The 19,993-nt window shown below is 46.0% G+C and carries 15 protein-coding genes; 1 reads left to right on the top strand and 14 read right to left on the bottom strand.

Annotation, left to right across the window (positions count from 1 at the left end; translation table 11 throughout):
- Positions 1–66 precede the first annotated feature (66 nt).
- The 5 genes from LS482_RS20810 to LS482_RS20790 all read right to left on the bottom strand — a co-directional run bounded on the left by LS482_RS20810 (position 67) and on the right by LS482_RS20790 (position 10,228).
- Positions 67–474, bottom strand: coding sequence for a nuclear transport factor 2 family protein (locus LS482_RS20810; RefSeq protein WP_233029522.1), 408 nt, complete (start codon positions 472–474; stop codon positions 67–69).
- Positions 475–515: 41 nt separating this feature from the next.
- Positions 516–3,005 carry a translocation and assembly module lipoprotein TamL gene (gene tamL / locus LS482_RS20805; RefSeq protein ID WP_233029521.1) on the bottom strand — a complete coding sequence of 830 codons (2,490 nt, stop codon included), beginning with the start codon at positions 3,003–3,005 and terminating at the stop codon, positions 516–518.
- Between the two features lie 300 nt (positions 3,006–3,305).
- Positions 3,306–8,342, bottom strand: coding sequence for a translocation/assembly module TamB domain-containing protein (locus LS482_RS20800; RefSeq protein WP_233029520.1), 5,037 nt, complete (start codon positions 8,340–8,342; stop codon positions 3,306–3,308).
- Positions 8,343–8,436: 94 nt separating this feature from the next.
- Entirely contained in the window at positions 8,437–9,627 is a 1,191-nt protein-coding gene (locus LS482_RS20795; protein ID WP_233029519.1) for an MFS transporter, read from the bottom strand.
- Positions 9,628–9,637: 10 nt separating this feature from the next.
- Complete coding sequence (locus LS482_RS20790; RefSeq protein WP_233029518.1) at positions 9,638–10,228, bottom strand: HD domain-containing protein; 591 nt, start codon at positions 10,226–10,228, stop codon at positions 9,638–9,640.
- A 99-nt stretch (positions 10,229–10,327) separates the two neighbouring features.
- On the opposite strand from LS482_RS20790, the gene LS482_RS20785 reads away from it, so the two are divergent.
- The gene (locus LS482_RS20785) at positions 10,328–10,903 is read left to right on the top strand and encodes a Crp/Fnr family transcriptional regulator (protein ID WP_233029517.1); all 576 of its coding nucleotides are present in this window, start codon (positions 10,328–10,330) and stop codon (positions 10,901–10,903) included.
- A gap of 76 nt (positions 10,904–10,979) precedes the next feature.
- Here the strand turns inward: LS482_RS20785 and LS482_RS20780 are convergent, their stop codons facing one another.
- The 9 genes from LS482_RS20780 to LS482_RS20740 all read right to left on the bottom strand — a co-directional run bounded on the left by LS482_RS20780 (position 10,980) and on the right by LS482_RS20740 (position 19,899).
- The gene (locus LS482_RS20780; protein ID WP_233029516.1) at positions 10,980–11,822 is read right to left on the bottom strand and encodes an SDR family oxidoreductase; all 843 of its coding nucleotides are present in this window, start codon (positions 11,820–11,822) and stop codon (positions 10,980–10,982) included.
- 159 nt (positions 11,823–11,981) lie between these two features.
- The gene (locus LS482_RS20775) at positions 11,982–12,899 is read right to left on the bottom strand and encodes a helix-turn-helix domain-containing protein (protein WP_233029515.1); all 918 of its coding nucleotides are present in this window, start codon (positions 12,897–12,899) and stop codon (positions 11,982–11,984) included.
- A gap of 166 nt (positions 12,900–13,065) precedes the next feature.
- Positions 13,066–15,036 carry an aconitate hydratase gene (locus tag LS482_RS20770; RefSeq protein ID WP_233029514.1) on the bottom strand — a complete coding sequence of 657 codons (1,971 nt, stop codon included), beginning with the start codon at positions 15,034–15,036 and terminating at the stop codon, positions 13,066–13,068.
- A gap of 199 nt (positions 15,037–15,235) precedes the next feature.
- Positions 15,236–15,862, bottom strand: coding sequence for a DUF2652 domain-containing protein (locus tag LS482_RS20765; protein WP_233029513.1), 627 nt, complete (start codon positions 15,860–15,862; stop codon positions 15,236–15,238).
- Between the two features lie 239 nt (positions 15,863–16,101).
- Complete coding sequence (nudC, locus tag LS482_RS20760; protein ID WP_233029512.1) at positions 16,102–17,001, bottom strand: NAD(+) diphosphatase; 900 nt, start codon at positions 16,999–17,001, stop codon at positions 16,102–16,104.
- Position 17,002: 1 nt separating this feature from the next.
- Positions 17,003–17,335, bottom strand: coding sequence for a winged helix-turn-helix transcriptional regulator (locus LS482_RS20755; protein ID WP_233029511.1), 333 nt, complete (start codon positions 17,333–17,335; stop codon positions 17,003–17,005).
- A 446-nt stretch (positions 17,336–17,781) separates the two neighbouring features.
- The gene (locus tag LS482_RS20750; protein WP_233029510.1) at positions 17,782–18,228 is read right to left on the bottom strand and encodes a cold-shock protein; all 447 of its coding nucleotides are present in this window, start codon (positions 18,226–18,228) and stop codon (positions 17,782–17,784) included.
- A 248-nt stretch (positions 18,229–18,476) separates the two neighbouring features.
- On the bottom strand, positions 18,477–18,989 hold the full coding sequence (locus tag LS482_RS20745; RefSeq protein ID WP_233029509.1) for a GNAT family N-acetyltransferase: 513 nt from the start codon (positions 18,987–18,989) through the stop codon (positions 18,477–18,479).
- A 61-nt stretch (positions 18,990–19,050) separates the two neighbouring features.
- Positions 19,051–19,899, bottom strand: coding sequence for a universal stress protein (locus LS482_RS20740; protein ID WP_233029508.1), 849 nt, complete (start codon positions 19,897–19,899; stop codon positions 19,051–19,053).
- Between the last annotated feature and the right edge of the window lie 94 nt (positions 19,900–19,993).

Here is a 19,993-nt window from a genome sequence, read left to right as displayed (position 1 = left end):
ATTGATACGGTTTATCAGGGTGAATGATAAACCGTATCATGTTTTATGACATAGTACCGCGGCAGATCACTTCAATGCTTCGGCTACTGCATAGCTGTCTTCCTGCAGCCTGTATTTGACAATTTTATTGTTCTCCGTAGTAATATGTATGGAGAAAAGGGAATTTACTATTTTCCCGGTTGGTAACATTTTGGTGGAAAATTCACCTGTGATAACCGCAAAGTTCCCGTCGGCCAATATATGATCGAGCTTGGCGTCTACAGGCTCCGTATTTTGCCACAATAGTGTAAAGAAATCCCTGATCTCTTTTTTTGATTCCCGCTTTCCCAGCCAGGGAGCGAGTTTGGTGTTTCCCGGAATATACCAGTCTACACTTTCTGCGTAAAGCGCTGTCAATTCGTCCAGTTTTCGAAATGTGAGCGCCTGTATAAACCGTTGTACCAGCTGTTCTGTTTCTTCTGATCCGGGTTTCATAGTTGATAGATTTATAATGAATTCTTTTTTGAAAAAACAACCTAAAAAGGATATCCTATCGCAAAATTGAGGACGGGGTTTTTGTAATCGAACTCCCATCGTTCCCCTTCCGGCAGCCAGGGCTTGCTGAGCGGAGCCGCAAGGTCCAGGCGGATCACAAAACTCTGTATGTCTACCCGCAGCCCTACTCCTGCTCCTACGCCGAGCTCTTTCATGAAATTGCCGCTGAACTTTCCGCCTTCAAGTGTATTGTTCCCAGAAGTATTCCACACATTCCCGGCATCGGCAAACAGGGCGCCTTTGAGATACGAAAAAAGAGGAAAACGGTATTCCGCATTAAATTCCAGTCTCAGGTTCCCTGTCTGGTCGAAAAAAGTAGTCGTCTGATCGTTATCATCGTTTTCCGGGTTATAGGTTCCCGGCCCCAATGACCTGATCCGGAAAGCACGGACACTGTATGGCCCCCCGGAAAAAAACAGCTTGCTGTATGGCATGATGTCCGAGTTGCCATAAGGTACGCCAATCCCGGCGTAAAAACGGGTCGCTATCATCTGGTCCCTGCTGATACGATAGTGATAGTGGATATCAACATCCGCTTTGGCATATTGGGAGTATTCCAGCCCCAGAAAAGTACGGGGGCGTTCATTATCACTTCCGCTAAAGAGGTCTATTGTATTACCGGCAATATCTACCGTGGAATTCAGGAAAAACTGGTGTTTGTCATAAACGTCAACCATGCCGTTATAGGTAAAAGAATAAGTGAGCCCCGCGATAAATTGCTGATTAAAGCTGTTCCGTAAAAAAGGATTTTGATCCAGTATTTCTTCAAATTCCGGGGTGGTATTACCAAGATTCACATAGTTCAGGGATACAGGGTTGAATTCATGGGTAATATAGCGGTTGGCATCCCAGATATACCCGAAAGTCGAGGATACGGAAGACAGGCTGTAAAGGTCACTTCGTCTCAGGTAGTCAATCCCCAGGCTAATCTTTGTTTTCGGAATGGCATATTTAAACCAGTTTTCCCGGATGTTTACCGGAAACAGCATCCTCGGAAAGATAAGGTCGGTTTTTAGGCCAAGTTGCAGGCTGTTCAGCCCTGCGTTGTCCCCTCCGGCTACCTGCATTTCATATCCGGCGGTTGCCGTAATATTGATGAGTTCGCCGCCTTTAAAAAGATTTCTGTTGGTCACGGTAAAAGCCAGGTTGGGACCCATAAAATTGTTGGACTTGGTCACCCCCTGCAATTCGGCCCGGAGTGATCTTTTATTCATGGGTGACAGATAAATGCTGGCAGCAAGGGCCCCTGTGCTGTCCGTAGCAAGTGAATCGATCTCGTCATAACGGATATTCACAAACTTATAGGCCCCGATAGAGCTGAGCCTTCTGCTGGTATTTCTCGATATATCCGGATTGTAGGGCTGTCCTTCCTCTATAAGAATAAAAGGGTCGAGGCGCCGGGGTTTAAAAAATTCCTCTCCCTGTACAAAATACTTGTTTTCGAGCCTTACAGTATCCTGTGACACCGTATCGCTTTCCACGACATAATTCGGAAAAACCATCACCTTTTTGATATGATACGGTATGGTGGATTTAGGGGGAACATCCTTTTTAAGCCGGAGGAACAGGTCGAATTTCTTGTTCTTATATTGATTGGTGTCTGCTTCGAAGATCAGGAAATCGGGGTTAAAATTATAGTACCCCTTTGCTTTTACCGCTTTGTCCAGTCGTTCCCTTTCCGATTTCAGTGCACTCAGGTCAAACCGCATTCCGGGTTTTATGATCCATTTCCTGATATTCTTTTCGATCTCCCTGACCACGGGAACCGTATCCTCATCCACAATATATTTTCCCAGCCGGTACGGTTCGGCAAGTTTTACGGAATAGAATGCCCTGGCTTCCTTTTTCTTCTCGTTCTCTTCAAGCCTGGAAGTTACATCGCTGTAAAAGAACCCCCTGTTTTCCAGGCGGTTGCGTATGATGTCTTCGGTTCGTGAAGTTTCTACATGCGATGCGTACACCGGCTTTTCGCCTATTTTTTTATTCAGGAACCTGTTGATGAAACCCGGTTTTTCCCGTTGTGATTTGTAATGGGCCATGAGCCCCCAGCGCATGCCCAGTGTTTTGCTGTTCGGTTTTGGTCGCAACACGCTTTCCAGCTGGGTTTTGATATCTCCTGCATCGTCGATTTTGTTGTCCGTAGAATCGGGCACATTCACTTCTATTTCGGCCCCGGTATACAGCAATTCTTCTTCCGGGAGGAATTTCTTTACGCTACAGGAAGAAAACAGCAATACACACAGTCCTGTGAGAAGTCTTCTTTTAAAAAGACAAATGGCTTCTTTCTGTCTTTGCCTCGCAAAGAGGCTGCTACGCTTTACTGTCAATGACGTATTGCCGCTGATTTTGGTGTTTTCCGAAACCTCAATCAAAAAGCGTCTTTGCGAACCCTGCCATAAGCAGGGTGTGGTAATCTCACGGGGCAAGCGCATATCCGCCGGGAGACTGCCACGCTTCTCTCGCAGTGACACGTTTTTCTTTATGCTCCTTCTAATCTTTTTTATATTCATTGTATTTAGACATGCGATTTTAGATATCAGATTTAAGACTTAAAGACTTAGGATGTAAGACCAGATAGTACCCCGGGGCATTCTGATAATTTGGTACATGAGGTATTTAAAGCTAACTAATCATAAATCCCGGAACAAGTGCGGTGTTTAGGCCTCCCTTAGTGAGTCCAGTTCTGAGAGGGCTCATTTAAGAGACTGTCTAAGTTAATCCTATGTCATACATCCTGTATATCTTACGTCTGGTATCCGAAATCTAATATCTTACATTTTTTTGTCACCATTCTTTTCATTCTCTTCCTCTTCCCGGACCGCCTTTTCAAACAGTTCCTTGTATTTGTTGAACTCACGGGTAAATATCAGGGCAATTCCGCTAACGATAAGCTGCCCGTCTATGATATTTTCATATTCGTTTTTCCGGAAGCCTTTCAGGCGGTACCTGCCATCTTCCGTCAGGAGGTATTCCAGGCTTACGTTGCCTATGAGCGGGTTTTCCTGTCCGGGTTCCTGGTTGCTCCCCTGGATGTCCACCTCGCTTCCCACACTGACAATAACACGATCGTCAAATAATTTTTTCCTGGCGGTAATGTCCAGTTGTGTCCTTTCCTGCGGACTGCTGCCCTGGTAATCGGTGTAGCTGTCCAGTCCGAAATCGAGTTCTACGCCCGATTCTCCCAGTAATTTATCGGAAAGTGCATTTAACTGCCCTGAGAGCGCCTGATTGAGGTTGTCCCTTGCAATAGCTGCTGCCCCACCACCGCTTCCGTCGCTGCCGGATTCGGGGAAAAACCGGTTAAATACCAGCAGGGAAAAGACCTGTTTGTTGAGCTCTTCCTCCTGTTGATTGAGTTGCCGGACCGTGCTGTATACCTGTCCGCCCACGGCTCCCTGATGATCTTCCGGCATATCGAGGTTAAAACTGAGTTGCGGCTGCATCAGTTCGCCCTTGATATTCAGGTAGACCAAAAACGGCAGTTGTTGCCTGAATTTGCTACTTACGGAAGCATTCGTACCGGATATCCGTGCTGCCATTAACGGAGAAGCCGCCGCTTTCACTTCATATGTCGCTTTTAGGTCCATTTCGGCATCCATCGGGTCCCCGGTCCAGGTAATGCTGCTTCCTTCGGAAAATTCAAACCTGCGTTTTACCATGTTGTAAAGATTCAGTTCGTAATGTCCTTCACGCAGAATATACTTTCCGGACAAGGTTGTCCTGCCGTTGGGAAATATATTGAAACTCAGGTCGGCCTCTCCGGACACCTGGAGATTGTCGTTCGTCTGTTCATTGATAATGACATTGAAAACCGCATTTCTGTCCAGCGTTATTACCGAATTCATTTCAAAACCGGAAACAGTAACAGATTCTTCCCGGGTTTTGGTAAGAATGTCGTCGGGGTCTTCGCGGTTCACAAAGATGACCACCCCATCCCTTTCCACGATATCCAGTTCGGATTCGGGCATGATATAGGTAACATCGGTTTCCGGACCTATATGAAGTTTCATGTCTATTCTGGGCATGCTCAGATCTCCCGTTATAGCCGCATCCACATCAAAAAAAGCCTTTCCGTAAAAGAGATCATTATCGTCCCTGGTGGAATGAAGCGCCCTGAAATTTTTTGCTTTTAAACTGAGGTCAAATGCAGGATTAAACATGTTTTTCGTCAATACCCTGCCGTCTGCGGTAAATGTATTGTCATTTTCATCTGCAATGGTAAAATCGTCAAGGTAAAGTCCGCTGTTGTCTATTTTAAGCGTTTCGCCGGGAAGGCGGAACAGCGTGTTAAGCATAGCTACCCTGAACCGTACATCGTTAAACTTAAAATCCCCTTCATATACCGGGTCTGCGGTAGTTCCGCTTACATTCATCCTGCCGGAGAGATATCCTCCGGAGTCGGTAAGTTTCCCATCGGAAAGTGCTTCTGCAAAACTGGTTTTCAGTTCCGAGAGGTTCATGTCCAGTTGCAAACGGCCCGTCTCATCGGCCTGGTAACCGCCGGACATGTCCAGGTTGATGTCCCCGCCTTTCAGCGCCAGGTTGAAATCGTAATTTTCCCCTCCGGGGGATTCGGCATTCACAGAAAGTGTTCCCAGAGGGGCTTTCATAACCTCGAGCTTCTCCATTTTCAGGTCGGCCAGAAAGCCTGGTATCCCAAAAGGGTCTTCGGCGATAAGGCTTCCATTGAGGGTGCCATCTGCAAGGGGTTCATCCGGGTTCAGGTAACTCAGAAAGGAAGCCAGCCTGAAATTACTGAACTGTACGGCAATCTCATCTTTATCGGTTTCCGATTCCGCTTGCTTGCTCCGGATCTCGAGTTGCTGCCCGTTTCTTTCCATGCGGAAATCACGGAATTGAAGATTATCGGGATAGACCAGTACCTCGTTGGATGCCGGTACAGTCCATGGTCTTTTGTTCAGAATGAGTTGTTCGGGATTAATGCGGATTTCCAGAGTGTCCTTCGTTCCGGATATTTCCGTCTGTATCCCCACCAGTTTTTCTTCGTTATGAAAAGCGGTGAAACCGAGAAACAGTTTTTTCCCGGAAACACGACCGTCCAGTGCCGTATTCTGAATGGCCACGGGCCCGGCGGTCAACTCCTTAAAACCAAAGTGCCCGGTAAGCTGCCCGTTCCCCGAATCTACCCGAAGCAACAGGCTATTCACTTCATTACCGCCGTAATTTACATGGGGCAATTGTACATCGGCTACAAAATACCGATCCGCTTCCCGGAAATCGGCCTGTATTTTCACTGTGTCCAGTTCTTTAAGCCCGGTAAAAAACACATCGCTTAATATAGGTGCACTGTTCATCCTTGCCTTCAGTTTTAACCGGGCATGCGACGGTATGGAATCTTTTGAAAGGGATGTCGTATCTGCATCATTGACAAGAACGGAGCGAAAATGCCTTTGCAATGCCTTCCCCAGACCTTCCGGCCCTGTATTGGAATGCAATTCGAGATCGAGCATCTTGTTTTTTATTTCCACCGATGTGGTATCGGGATCTGCAAAGGCTTTCAGGGTCAGGTCGCCCAGGGGATATGAATTTTGATCGTACACAGCTACACCGTCGGTAACATCGGTACTTAAAGTAAAGCTTTCGGCATTCCCCTTAAAATCCGCATGCAATTTTACTGCACCGGTTACAGGTTGTTGCATGAGACCGAGTGCCTGCAGGTCTGCGCCTTTTACATTCAGGTCGGCCACTATTCCCGGTGAAACGGAATCCAGTGTTATGAACGATTCCAGTACAATATCTGCGTTTTTGTCTTTATATGCTGAAGTTACGGTGCCTTTTCCGTTGGTGATATCTCCATGAAGCGGAAGGTTTTCCACGGTGTAATTTTGCATTGCAAACCTGGAAACATTAGCTTCCAGCCTTGCGTCCATGGTATAGCTATCGCGGAGCTTCCCCGAGCTTTTTAATGCCATGCTCAAAGGTCCTAATTGCGGGTTTTGCAATAATTTATCCAGCCGGAGTTCCTTTACTTCCAACTCCGCATCAAAAGCTTTTTCTCCCGCGTTCGCATAGTTTCCGGTAAGGTGTATTTCTCCGTCGGTAGTTAATAAATCCAGCGTTGTTCCGATATTGCTGAGATCTCCTTTCGCATTCCCGGCCAGTGCCAGGGTGTCCGGGAATGCAAGCCCGAGTTCTTCTTCACTGATAAAGGTGAGGATATCGTCCCGGACCGTGGAAAAAGCAATTTCCGGAAGGGAAAAACGCAAACTGTCCTGTTCCGTCACGTTGTCCAGGGTGCCCTTCAGGTGAATACCGGTATTGTTCCCCCATTCGATATCGGTGCCGGGTATGTCCAGTGAAGCCAGTGTACCGTTAACCTTTATATTTCCTGTAACCTTGTTTTTCCCCAGGGTTACCATATATTCGTTATCCTTCAGATCCGGCTGAAAATAAAGAATGTCCCTCGTATCAAGAATAAAATCCGGGAGGGTTATCGTTACCCCTGTCTTTTCGGGATGTTCAATAAGTTGATCTATTGTTGCATAATTTACCGTAGCATTTCCGCGGATACGATTTTCGTTCAGGAGTAACCGAAGGTCAGTAACTACAATGCTTTTATCGTTTGCTTTGGCTTCAAGAGAAAATTCCTTCAGGTTAAGACCGGAGGCTTCCCGGAAACGAAAAGCTTCCAGTTGCAGTCCGGCAGACCTGTCCCGCAGAAAAACATTTTTACTGTTTAAACAGAGTTCATCCAGGGCTATGGCATCGGCATTAAAGCTACCGGTTTGTGGTGTGGCTCCGTTCACCGAATAACGGATAGCATTATTTTCGAATTCAATTTCACCAAGGAAGACCTTCCAGTCCGGCCATTCAAACGGAGTGCTGTTTTCTTTTTCTTTAATATATTGATTTAATGTATCTTTTCGTTTATTATCTTTAGTGTTAATCTCAACTTTCAAATCCGAATTTTCAAGACTTATGTAATCCAGATCAATAGCGTTTTTGCCCAGATCCGCTTCGGGGAGTTTCAGGTTAAAACTTCCGAGGGTAGCCCTGGCAAGAAGACCGTCGGGGATGGATCGGTAATCTGCTGTCAGGGATTCGATTTCAAAATTATCAACGGCAATATAGGGTAAGGCGGTTCCCTCCTCTTCTTCATCGGGAGTATCACTTTCCCTGAAGGGCAGGGTCTGTAAATAGCGGGCTTCTGTATTCCGGATGGCAGCGTCTGCGATATGGAACCGCATTTTTTCCAGGTCGGTCTCTTTCATCCTCAGGAACAGCTCGCCCAGTTTCAGCCGGGTGTCCATACCACTTACATCATCTCTATAGGTCAGATCGAAATCTGAAAAGCGGATATTGTTCAGGTGTATGCCGGGCATGGTGGCCGTGGTATCCGGTGTTTCCGATGCTGTGGTGTCTTCGGCGGCAAAAGCATCCGTCAGAAACTGAAAATTAAACCCCTGTACGGAATCTTTCCGGGATATCCTGGCCCTGAGGCCGGACCAGTCCATACGGTTTACGACAATATCATTCCTGAAAAGCAGCGGACCCAGGGGAACATTTGCTTCGAGGCTCCGGGAATAGACCAGGGTATCGCCTTCCCTGTCCTCAAGATACAGTCCTTTCAGGGCAACACTTCCCGAAAAAGTGATAAAAAGACGTTCGATCTCTACTTTGGTATTGGTCTTTCCCGAAATATAGGAGGTGACCCTGCTAACAATAATATCCTGTCCCCAGCGACTTCGTACAAAGAGAAGCAGGAGAATTATAAACACAAACAAACCGAGCAGTACCCTTGCCGCTCTCCTGAAAAACCTCGATTTTCTTTTCTTCTCTTTTTTCAAATCATTCGCAAACTGTATGTCAAATTTATTGTAAACTATTTGTTTGGTAAAGTTTTACAGACGATTTATTTGTACTTTGGATGTAAGTAGTTTATTACCGATGATTTCTTGCTGTTTTATGATGATATCCCAGGTGCCACATATACCCCAGGGCTATGAGAGTAATTGCGGCAGCGGCGTACATTATTACCGGGATCCTGTTTATCATATCTGCGTAATACCAACCGGAGAAAAAGGCCCCGAGCCCGATCCCGGCTTCCAGTGCGATGTATCTCGTGGCCAGGGCCTTGCCCCGTTGCCCTTCAATACTCCTGTCTACGGTCCAGGCGTTTAAAGCGGGGGGCAACATGCCCATGGCCATGCCATATACCGCAGCGCCGGTCATCAACCCTGAAAATGAATCCAGGCTACCGATAAGCATAAGGGCAATAAACAGGATAAACAACCCGGCGTATACAACAGGAACGCGACCGAATTTATCGGAAATTTTCCCGGCAATTACGCGGACGGTCAGGGAAGCTATGGTAAATGCTATAAAAAATGCGCCTTTATTGGAAAGGCCAAGATGTTCGCTCCAGTCAGGGATCAAGGTCAGAATGATACCAAAAGCTATATAGGACATAAAAGTTACAATGGCCGGGGGCAATACTTCGGGAGCTATGATATCCTTCCTTGAAATGCGGAGGATACCCGGGCTGAAATTTTGTTTTTCAACAAGCGTTTCCTTCATATTGGCCAGGATAACGATGGATAGCAGTGCAACAAGCGAGGAGGTGTAAAAAAGGATGTCAAAAGAGTAATGCAGTTTAACGAGCCCGCCTATTGCCGGTCCCAGAGCAAAGCCCAGGCTGTAACAAAGGCCTTGCAGCCCGAGGGCCTCTCCCCATCTTTTCTTCGGAATGATATCTGCTACATAAGCGGCTGTTGCCGTGGGGGTAAACCCGGTGGAAAACCCGTGTACCAGCCTTAGGAACAGAAAGCCTGCAACACTTCCCAGGACCGGATAAAACAATCCGCATAAAAGACAAACGACACCACCCGTGATCATTACGGGAATACGGCCGATGGTATCTGTAAGTTTACCGCTGAAAGGACGGGACAATCCGGCAGTGAGGGTGAAAAGGGAAATGATCAGCCCTTTGTATTCCGCACCTCCCAATCCGCTCAGGTATGCCGGGAGTTCGGGGATAAGCATATTGTAACTGGAGGAAAACAGCAGCGAACTGAGGCAAACCAGACCGAAACGAAGGTTATACACAGGACTGCTGAACGTAAATATCGGCATAATAAGTCCGCTATGCTTTTAATATTCCTTTAGCTACACTCTCCCGAATCCGGGTCTCCGTATACTGCCATATTACCGCTGAACTGTATTTAATTATCTTCGCTTTTTCCATGACCTTGCCGTGTGTGATATCAAATTCAGCCCAGGTGCCCCCGTTATTGGACATATTTTGCAATAAGGGTTCCAGTCTGTCCAGGGTTTTGGCAAACTTTGCTTCGGGCGTTTCCCCGGCTTCGAATTCCATCCATGTTTCAGTGAGTTCCCGGGCCAGATTATCCGGCAATAACCCGAATATCCGCTTCGCTGCTGCCAGTTCTTCTTCGGTATTGGTGTGATTCCTTGTGGTATCATGCAGGAAGATGTCCCCGGTATCTATTTCCACAATATCATGTATCAATACCATTTTCAGTACCTTTAAGAGGTCTACGGAATCGTCTGCATGTTCGGCCAGCACCATAGCCATTAAGGCGAGATGCCAGCTGTGTTCCGCATCATTTTCGTTCCTGTCGCTGTTAAACAGTTTGGTCTTGCGCCGTATATATTTCAGCTTGTCTATTTCGCGGATAAATTCTATTTGTTTGAATAATCTTTCCGATTGCATTTCGTTGCTGTTTTTAATTACTTTTGAGGATAAATTAGTTCCTGCAAAGGAAAAACTACTTTTGAGTACAAAAAAGGACATTTGTCCCGACACGACAAAATGATACGGATTAACAAGGAATTACTTCAGTATATCACCGAACTTCGCTCAAGGCGGGAAGATTGCATTATTGCGGAAAAATACGATCCCGGGGAACAGGTTATAGGACAGGAAAAACGGGTGCTTTCTGTCCATATCGTTAAAAAAGGGATCGTAAAATGTTATCTGACGGAAGATAACGGCAAGGATTTTATCCAGGAGTTTTTTGGTGAAGGCGAAATTTTCGGAGAAATTGAAGTGCTGAACGGTACGCTGAGTTTTTGTGCGGTAGAAGCCATCACCGGTACGGATATTTACAGGATTCCCAGGGAACAGTTCAACCTGTTGCTCCAAAATGACAAAAAGTTCAATACGCTTATATTAAAGGCACTGGCCACTAAAATACGATACACGGGATTGCGTCATTCATACCATCAGTCGCATGCTATTGAAGATAATTTTCTCCGGTTAAAGGCACAGTTTCCCCGGCTTACCGGGGTTATTTCCAAAAGGGATATTGCCAACTATCTCGGAATTACACAGCGAAGCCTGAACAGGGTTATCAGTGAACTCCAGCAAAAGGACCTTCCCGGTTAAAAGAAAAGGATGAGGGCACATGGCCATTCATCCTTTTCCGGTTCATTTTTTTCTTTTTCACGGGTAACTGACAGGATCAGGCAGTTACAAATGCGGTAGCCGTGGCCAGTTCTTTTTCCGTATCCAGGTCTTTTTGTACGGCTTTTATTTTGCTTTCCGCCAGGTCGTAGGCATCCTGCCCGAGGAATAAGTGAAGCGGAGGGTTTTGTTGTTCGGCAATTTTAATAAACGCCGTTGCCGCTTTTTCAGGATCTCCCGGTTGATTCCCGTTATATTCGTTTTCATGGACTTTCTGCACTTGCCTTACATTTTCGTACGCACCGATTTCGTGCTTCGGTACTTTAAGCGAAGCGCTGCTTAGAAAACCGGTCCTGAAATATCCCGGAGACACAATGGTCACTTTTATCCCGAAAGGTTCCACTTCGGCGGCCAGGGATTCCGAAAAGCCGTGCATGGCAAATTTTGTGGCACAATAAATCCCGAATCCGGGGAAAGAACCGATAAAACCTGCAATGGAAGCCACATTAAAAATACGCCCGGAGCCCTGCTCCCTCATATGGGGTAATACTTTACGAATAACATTCAGGGCGCCGAATACGTTGACATCAAAATTTTCTCTTGATTCGGCATCCGTCAGTTCTTCGAGGGCTCCGGCCAATCCGTAACCCGCATTGTTTACAACGACATCTATGTTACCGAAGTGTGCAATTGTTTCCCTGACCGCCTTTTCTACACTGGCCTCATCAGTCACATCGGTTTCCAGGGGAATAAAATTCTCCGATTTTTCGCCGACGGCCTTTTGCAGGTCGTCCAGCTTCCTGGAAGTAGCGGCTACCTGATATCCCGACGCCAGTAATTTTTCAACCAATTTGAGTCCGAGCCCTTTTGAAGCTCCTGTAACTAACCAAACTTTTTTCATGATAGTATTAATTTAATTGATAAAGTCCCAATGTGTTTATACTGATGTAAATACTTGGTTCAAAGATAGTTTGGTGTTGCTATAGGATTATTACGGATACCGAACAATTAGTTGCAAAATTCAAACAAATAAGAAGTGAGGCAGCTATTACCGGGAATTTTATGCATTAAAAACTGCCTGGGTCCTGAAAGCGGAAGGCTTTTCACCGGTCTGTTTTTTAAAAAACTGGTTGAAGTGCGCGGGCTCCTCAAATCCGAGGGAATAACTGATTTCGGCAATATTCCAGTCGGTGTGGCGCAGTAGTGCCATGGCTTCACTGGTAAGTCGTTCAAATATGTGGGTGGTGGTCGTTTTTCCGGTGGTCTGTCTGATGGCCCTGTTCAGATGATTTACATGTACGGATAATTGATCGGCATAATCGCGGGCGGATCGCATGGTGAAACGCTGCGAAACAGAGTCTATGGGGAATTGTCTTTCCAGTAATTCGGAAAATACCGCTGTAAGCCTGGAACTGGCATCCACGTTCTGATACAGTTTTTCAGTGGGATGCATTTTCAGGGCATTATGGATAATTTCCATAACGTAATGGCGGATGAGATCGTATTTGTGCGTATAATCGGAATCAATTTCAGCAAGCATTTTTTCAAAAATACCGCTAAAACAGCTGTCCTGACCGGAATTCAGGCTGTAACTGGGCTTATTTCCGGGAAGGAACATGGAATATTCCCGCACATCTGTTCTGAAATGCTGGGTAATAAAGGCTTCGGTGAATATACAGAAATAGCCTGAAGAGAGTTCCGAAAACTGTTCGCACGTATACGGTACCCTGGGGTTGAAGAACATCAGTGTTACACCCTGAGCTTCAATACTCTTGCTGGCATAGTGATAAACATGATCCCCGCGCAGCAGAGCTATTTTATAATAGTTTCTCCTGTTGTACTGTACGGTGTTTTGCCTGGTAACGGCAAAATCCTCCATCCTGAAAACGTTAAAATGACCGATACTGCCATTCAGGTTTTCCGGAAGCGGCTTCTTTTTTTTCCTGTAAAAATCTTCTATGGTCTCTATTTTTGCCATGCGTGATTTAGCTGTATTGAGTTACTGTACGACCTACCAAATTTAACGGATAAAAAAATGAAGCGCCTGTAAAATTCAATCCGATAATTACAAAATTCAAACAATAAGGCGTCTGTCTGCATGCGGATTGTCATATTTACCGCTTTCAGCACCAACCGGCTTCCGGTCAGCCTGCAAGTTTTTCTTTATAATCATTGATAATCCCCCCTTTCAGCAATACATCTATCTGGCGGTCGCTCAGGGAATGACTGGCAGGTATGGTTAGGGTTTCACCGTTTTTCTTTTCTATAGCCACCATAATGTTTTCCCGGTTTTTTACATTGGCAATGAGGTCTTTAAACCGTACGATATCTTCCTGCTCTATCTTTTCGTAGTCATCATTATTCACAAATCCCAGCGGCAATATTCCGAAATTTGCCAGGTTTTGCCATGCAATACGGGCATAGCTCTTTGCAATAACAGCTACCTGCCCCAGGTATTTCGGGGCAATAGCGGCATGTTCCCGGCTGGATCCCTGTGCATAATTATTTCCGGCCACTACAATATGTCCGCCAAATTCATCCCTGCTTTCCATGGCCCGGTCGTAAAAAGTTTCGTCGATCACCGTATAGGAAAATTTGCTGATTTCCGGAAGATTGCTCCTGAAGGGCAGTACTTCCGCTCCCGCTTTCAGTATTTCATCCGTAGAAATATTATCGCCCATTTTCAGCAACACCGGGATCTTGTAACTGTCCTTCAGGGGCGGTATATGTGGCAACGACTTAATATTCGGGCCCTTTTTAAGTATTATATCTTCCCCGTTTTCCGGAGGGGCCACCAGCATATCGGTATTGATGATCTCTTTTTCGGGAGTTTTGTATTCCGGGTACGTCATGCCGTATAGTTTTTCCATATCCCTCGGATCGGTGATCTTTCCGGTCAGTGCAGATGCCGCTGCGGTTTCCGGGCTACACAGGTGTACCTGGTCATCTTTGGTCCCGGAACGGTCCGGGAAGTTTCTGGGCATGGTCCTCAGGCTTATGGTGCCCGAAGCGGGGGCCTGGCCCATTCCTATACACCCCATACACCCGGACTGGTGGAAGCGGGCCCCGGCCTTGATCAGGTTGGCAAAAGCCCGGTTATCTATCATATTCTGAATGATCTGCCGGGATGTAGGGTTAATGTCAAAAGACACTTCCGGACTTGTAAACCGGTCTTTTACGATCGCTCCGGCAATCCAGAAATCCCGTAATCCGGGATTGGCAGATGATCCTATAACGACCTGGCTGATGGGTTTTCCCTCTACCTCCCTCACGGGGACAACATTACCGGGGCTGGTAGGCAATGCTATAAGCGGCACCAGATCGTCCAGTATAATTTCGTCGTGCAAATCGTATTCCGCCCCTTCATCAGCGATCCATTCCGTCCAGTCTTCTTCCCTGCCCTGTGATTTCAGAAAGCGCCTGGTCTCCCCGTCGCTCGGAAAAACCGTTGTCGTTGCTCCCAGTTCGGCTCCCATATTGGCTATGACATGCCTGTCCATGGCACTGAGGTGTTGCAGACCTTCACCGTAATATTCGATGATCTTGCCCACGCCCCCTTTTACGTCGTGGCGACGTAGCATTTCGAGGATCACATCTTTGGCACTTACCCAGGGCGGGAGTTTACCGGTAAGTTTAACTCCCATAACCTCCGGCATTTTGACATAATACGGCTGCCCGGCTATGGCAACGGCTACGTCGAGCCCACCCGTGCCGATAGCCAGCATGCCCAACGATCCTGCCGCACAGGTGTGGCTATCCGAGCCCACAAGGGTTTTTCCCGGTTTACCGAAACGTTCCATATGTACAGGATGACTTACCCCATTCCCGGGACGGCTAAACCACAATCCGAATTTCTGTGCAGCGGAATGCAAAAAAAGGTGGTCATCCGCATTCTTAAAGTCTGTCTGTAACAGGTTGTGATCCACATATTGTACCGCCACTTCCGTTTGGGCCCGTTTCAGTTTCATGGCCTCAAGTTCGAGTTGTACCAGTGTTCCCGTAGCGTCCTGCATGAGGGCCTGGTCTATTTTCAACCCGATTTCCCTGCCCGGGACAAGTTCACCCTCGATAAGGTGTGAGCGAATCAGTTTTTGGGTTACATTCAATACTGACATAAGATGTGATTTGGTTTATACGATTCCTGTATGCAGCGGGGAAAGAAAGTCAAGAGAGAATACCGTTATCATCCGGTTAAAAAAGTGCCCCCTGCTCTTCCAAAGATAAGAAAAGCAGGGGGGATTTTAAAATATTCAACCGGGATTCTTACTGTATATTGCCCGTTTTAACAAGGAATTATAAAACCATTCACTATAATCATATACCGATGACTTCGGGCTCATAATTATAATAGGTATAATTGATGTTCCTGGACTTTCCGTATGCCCCGATCGCATTAAAGTTTTTAAAGACCGGGGGGACCGCTTTCAGAAGGCTGTCCGTCAGCAATACGTAGGTACTGCTTTTAATGGGGTTTTTAAGCAATTGATGTGCCTGGACCACTGCCTTTCCGTACAGTTTCCTGAACGTCCCTATACTGTATTCCGTAACCGGACCGTAATGGGCTATGAGTTTCAGGGATAAATTTATCTTTTTGCCCAGGAAGGTTTCAAGCTGTGCCAGTTTACGGTTAAAGCTGCCGAGCATGATTTCATACTGAGCGAGTATGGACCGGGTATCCAGAGGAACGCCGTATCCGTAAAACAGCACGGCATCACCTTCTATTTCAGAAATTTTAAGGTTTAGGACGTTGCTGTCTATTATGGAAGAGAGCAAGGCCCGGGTGATGTGTTTGCCGGTAAAAGCATCCGTGCCGTTTACGAATTTTGTAAAACCGCTTATATCCGGGATGATAATGGTACCCTGATTTACCATCGCTGTTTCCGCGGGAAATTGAATGTCTCTCATTTTCTGTAAAACCGGGGTATTTTTCATAGCTTTCATATCTTTTTGCGTGGTTTTTGTCACCGTAGTAACCGGCGTACATTATTGCAGTCGGGATAACGCAAAAGATATTTTAACGGTTGTTGTTATTTTTTTGTTAAAACAACATGAATAACGGATAAGACAAAAGGCTCCCCTCAGGGATGTTCTGCCTGTCGGGCACGTATTTTTCACTTTCCCGGGGTATCGTTGTACCTCAGTCTTTTGGCAGGTAATTGATATAAAAATCCCGGATCATATTAATCATTGAGATTTTTGGAAACCCATGACTCTATAAGATACCTGGCAATGGAATCGCTCCGGGAGAGTTCCAGCTTATTTGCTGCAACCAGTGTCTTTATCTCCCGGGCCGAATACCATGCGGCGTCTTTAATTTCCTTATTGTCCACACGGAATACTTCCGATTCCGTTTCAGCAGTAAAACCGATCATAACTGAAGACGGAAACGGCCAGGGCTGGGAAGCGATATAGGTCATGTTCTTGACATCTACATCCACCTCTTCTTTCATTTCCCTGACCACCGCATTCTCCAGGCTCTCCCCTATTTCGACAAAACCCGCAAATGTGGAACACCGGTAACCGTATTCGGTTTTTATCCTGTTGAGGAGACATAGCGGCTCCCCCTTATCCGGGCGGTATTCGATCAGTACGATAATTGCGGGGTCGATCCTGGGATAGCTGATCCTTGCACAGCTTTCGTTGGTACATGCCCTGCAGTGTCCCCGTTCCAGGCTTCGGGTCCGGCTGCCGCAAACTCCGCAAAAAATATTGTTGGCATTCCACTCGGCCACTCCCTTGGCATAGGCAAGCACAGCCGCTTCCTTATGGTTTATATTGTGTACGGCATGCCGCAGGTCATAAAAATCCCCTTCCCCCAGATGATCAAGCTCAGGACTTTCCATATGGGAAAGGTCTATACAAATAGTCTCGAAATCTCCTTCTGTGCCGAGAAAAAACAATTCTTCTGAGAACGAAATGCTCAGTGATTTTGTAAAAATATAGGGACTTCCTTCCCGGGTAAAGAAAAACTTGCCCCGCCATAAAAAAATGGTCCTGTACAATGCGGAGTTACCGGGTTTTTCCCGCAAATGCGGTGCCCGGTCAAAGCCGGTGTGGCTGTAATATTGTAATGTGGCCATATTATGCTTCTTTCAGATGTTGTGCCCAGCTTTTGGCCCATTCCCCCAGGGGGGATAGCAGTTCAAATACTTCTCTTCCCGCTGCAGTCAGTGCATACCCTTCCGGGGTTTTCTCTATTAGACGGGCTCGTTTAAGTTCCTTGAGCCTTTTGTTCAGCGTGGTTGGTGAAATGCTTTCACAATAATCCTGAAGTTGACGGAATGTGCCCGGACCGGAGGATAAATGCCATATGATACCCATGGCCCAGTTTCGCCCCAAAAGGTCGAAAAGAGCCATAATGGGTTGTCCTGACCTGGACCCTCTGACCGGTTTTCCCGGAGTTGGAAATGCCATAATATTCGCAGTTACTACATTTAATGTAGCAAAACTACATAATATGTAGCATCCGGGCAAGTTTTAAAAAGGTCAATGCTATGTAAATCCGAAATAACCGGGATGTCCTTAATCAGAAGAAAAAGCATTTTGGGTGAAGAAATTATTCCTTTTACCTGTACAAACATCACAACGTTGCATCTTTGATTAGGCTAAGACCGTTTATGTCCGTAAGAATATACCGCTAGCTGCATTGAATTGTAACTACGCTACCGGCCGCTCATGATTCCAAAATATAATGGCACCCCCAAATACGGCAAAGAGCGAATGACCGGAGTACGGAATTCACCGTATATTCACGATGGTCATTCGTAGTTTGTATCTGTATTCAGCAGGTGCGTGATGTTCGTACAAGTGAAAAGAGTAGTCCCGAAAATTGTTGAAAGCAATCAATTCGTTACGGGCAACTATATTCTTTTGACATTTACGGCGTTCATTCCTTTCAGCCCTTTTTCGAGCTCGAACGAAACCTTGTCATTTTCGTCTATATCATCCAAAAGGCCATTGACATGGACAAAGTATTTTTCACCGCTGTCCAGTTCCCGGATAAAACCGTATCCCTTGGAATGGTTAAAATATGCCACTTTGCCCTGTAGTTCGGACGGGACATCTTCTTCTGTTTTTTTGGGAACGCCTATCTCTATACTTTCTGCATCTACTTCAACCTTGTTTGCAGGGTCGGGCGGAGTGTCCGTAAGTCGACCGTATTCATCCACATATACCAACATATCTTCCAGGTCGCCGCTTTTGGAACTCGCTTTACGTTCTTCCTTCTTCTGTTGTTTTTCCTTTTTCTTTTTCAAACGTTTTTTTTCCCGTTCCCTTTTGCTGTAGCTTTCCTGTGATCTTCCCATTCAGTAATTGAATTTTTATTAAGTGAATAAATATAATCGCCTAGTATAACGGCCGCGGACAAGTCGCAGAAAAATAACCGGAGAGCAATACGAAGAACAAAAACCGGCCGGATGCCGGGTAAAAGGCCTGTGAATTACTTTATTCGGGCATTCGCACGATTACCGCCCGGTAAAGGTACAATAATTGTGCGGAATGCCATGAAAACCTTTCTTATTTGTACGATCTTTTATTTTTGAATATCTGATTTCTATGGTTCCAGCGCCATCCGCATCGTTATCAAATAACGCTCAAACCCCGATTTTTCATAGGCTTTTATGGCCGCCTTGTTATCATTGTAAACATCCAGTTGTATTTCAGTGATCTCCTGTTTGCGGCACCATTGTTTAAGGGCATCCATAATTTGCCCGTTAACTCCCCTGCCACGGTAATCGGGGGCTACATACATAAACCCCAGGTAAGCATATTTTTTGTGTTTCAGAAAGGGTTTGGCTTTGAGGATACGTGCATATCCGGAGCCGATAAGCCGTTTGTCACATTCGGCAACGACCACCTCGGTTTCTTTATCACGGATATAGGCCTCAAGGTCGTAATAGCTTATCTTCTCATCTTTTAATGTATTGTCAAAGGGACGTTCGGCCTCAACAACCCCCTGTTCAAATTCCAGCAGGGTATCCAGATCGTTCAGTTCAGCCTGTCTTATGTGTATTTTTTCCATGTTGTCGTACGGACTGTTCTTGTGTTTGTACCGGGGTATATCCATCCTGTCCCGGTCTCTTTTAACCGGGACGGGCTTTCCAAATCATCGCTCCTGTGAAAAAGTTTTACCTGAGTGTATCCTTATGCAATACCAGCAAAGGTGTAGTGCTGTGATAACTTATGTTCTTTACGGGAGATTTTCCGAGAAGGTGGTCCAGGAAATTCCGTTTTTCAGCGGCCATACAGAGCAGGTCGATCTCCCTGCTTTCCACAAAAAGCCGGGTGGCGACATCCAGGGGAACATCTGTTAGCAGGTAAAAAGAAGCATTAAATCCCTTGAACGCTTTTTTAATACCTTCCCGTATCTTTTCTTTTTCCCCGTTCCATTCGTCCTTTTTCTCCATAACATGGTAAAACCTGATATCGGAAGAAAATTTCTCCGCTATACGAAACACGGGCTCCAGCCCTTTTTTATCATACGCAAATTCATAATCTACGGCAAAACCTATTTCATCCACAGGTTCGAATTCCAGGTCTTTCGGCACCGCCAGGATGGGACATTTTACATGGCCGATGAGATTGGAAGTGCTGCTACCCAGAAAAAAACCTTTTATTCCCCCTGCTCCACGCGATCCCATGACTACCATGTCGATTTTCTTTTCGCTGACAATATCGTCCACCGCATCGGTAAAGAGGTCGAATTTTGTGAGGATCTCTGTTTTGTGTTTCCCCTTGTTTTCAGAAGAGATCATTTTTTCTGCCCACTTCTCCAGCTTCTCCGTAGCCGTGACCTTTGCCCGCGAAAGCATCTCGTCAGTGACTTCAGAGGCCATGGTTTCTCTGCTTCCCAATGTCGGCGGGAGTACGTGAAGAAGGTAAAAAGTGCATTCACTGTCCTTAAACAGTTTGAGGGCATAGCTGACCGCATTCCATGCATTATCGGAAAAATCGGTCGGTATGAGTATTTTTTCCATGTATTGATGGTTTTAATGGCTTCCGGTCTCAGAAACAGGCCGGGTTTATTTCTTTAATGTTTAATGAAAGAACCAAATTTATGAATTACTGCGG

The organism is Sinomicrobium kalidii (assembly GCF_021183825.1).
GTDB classification, from domain to species: domain Bacteria; phylum Bacteroidota; class Bacteroidia; order Flavobacteriales; family Flavobacteriaceae; genus Sinomicrobium; species Sinomicrobium kalidii.
This window is presented reverse-complemented; position numbering and strand designations above follow the sequence as displayed.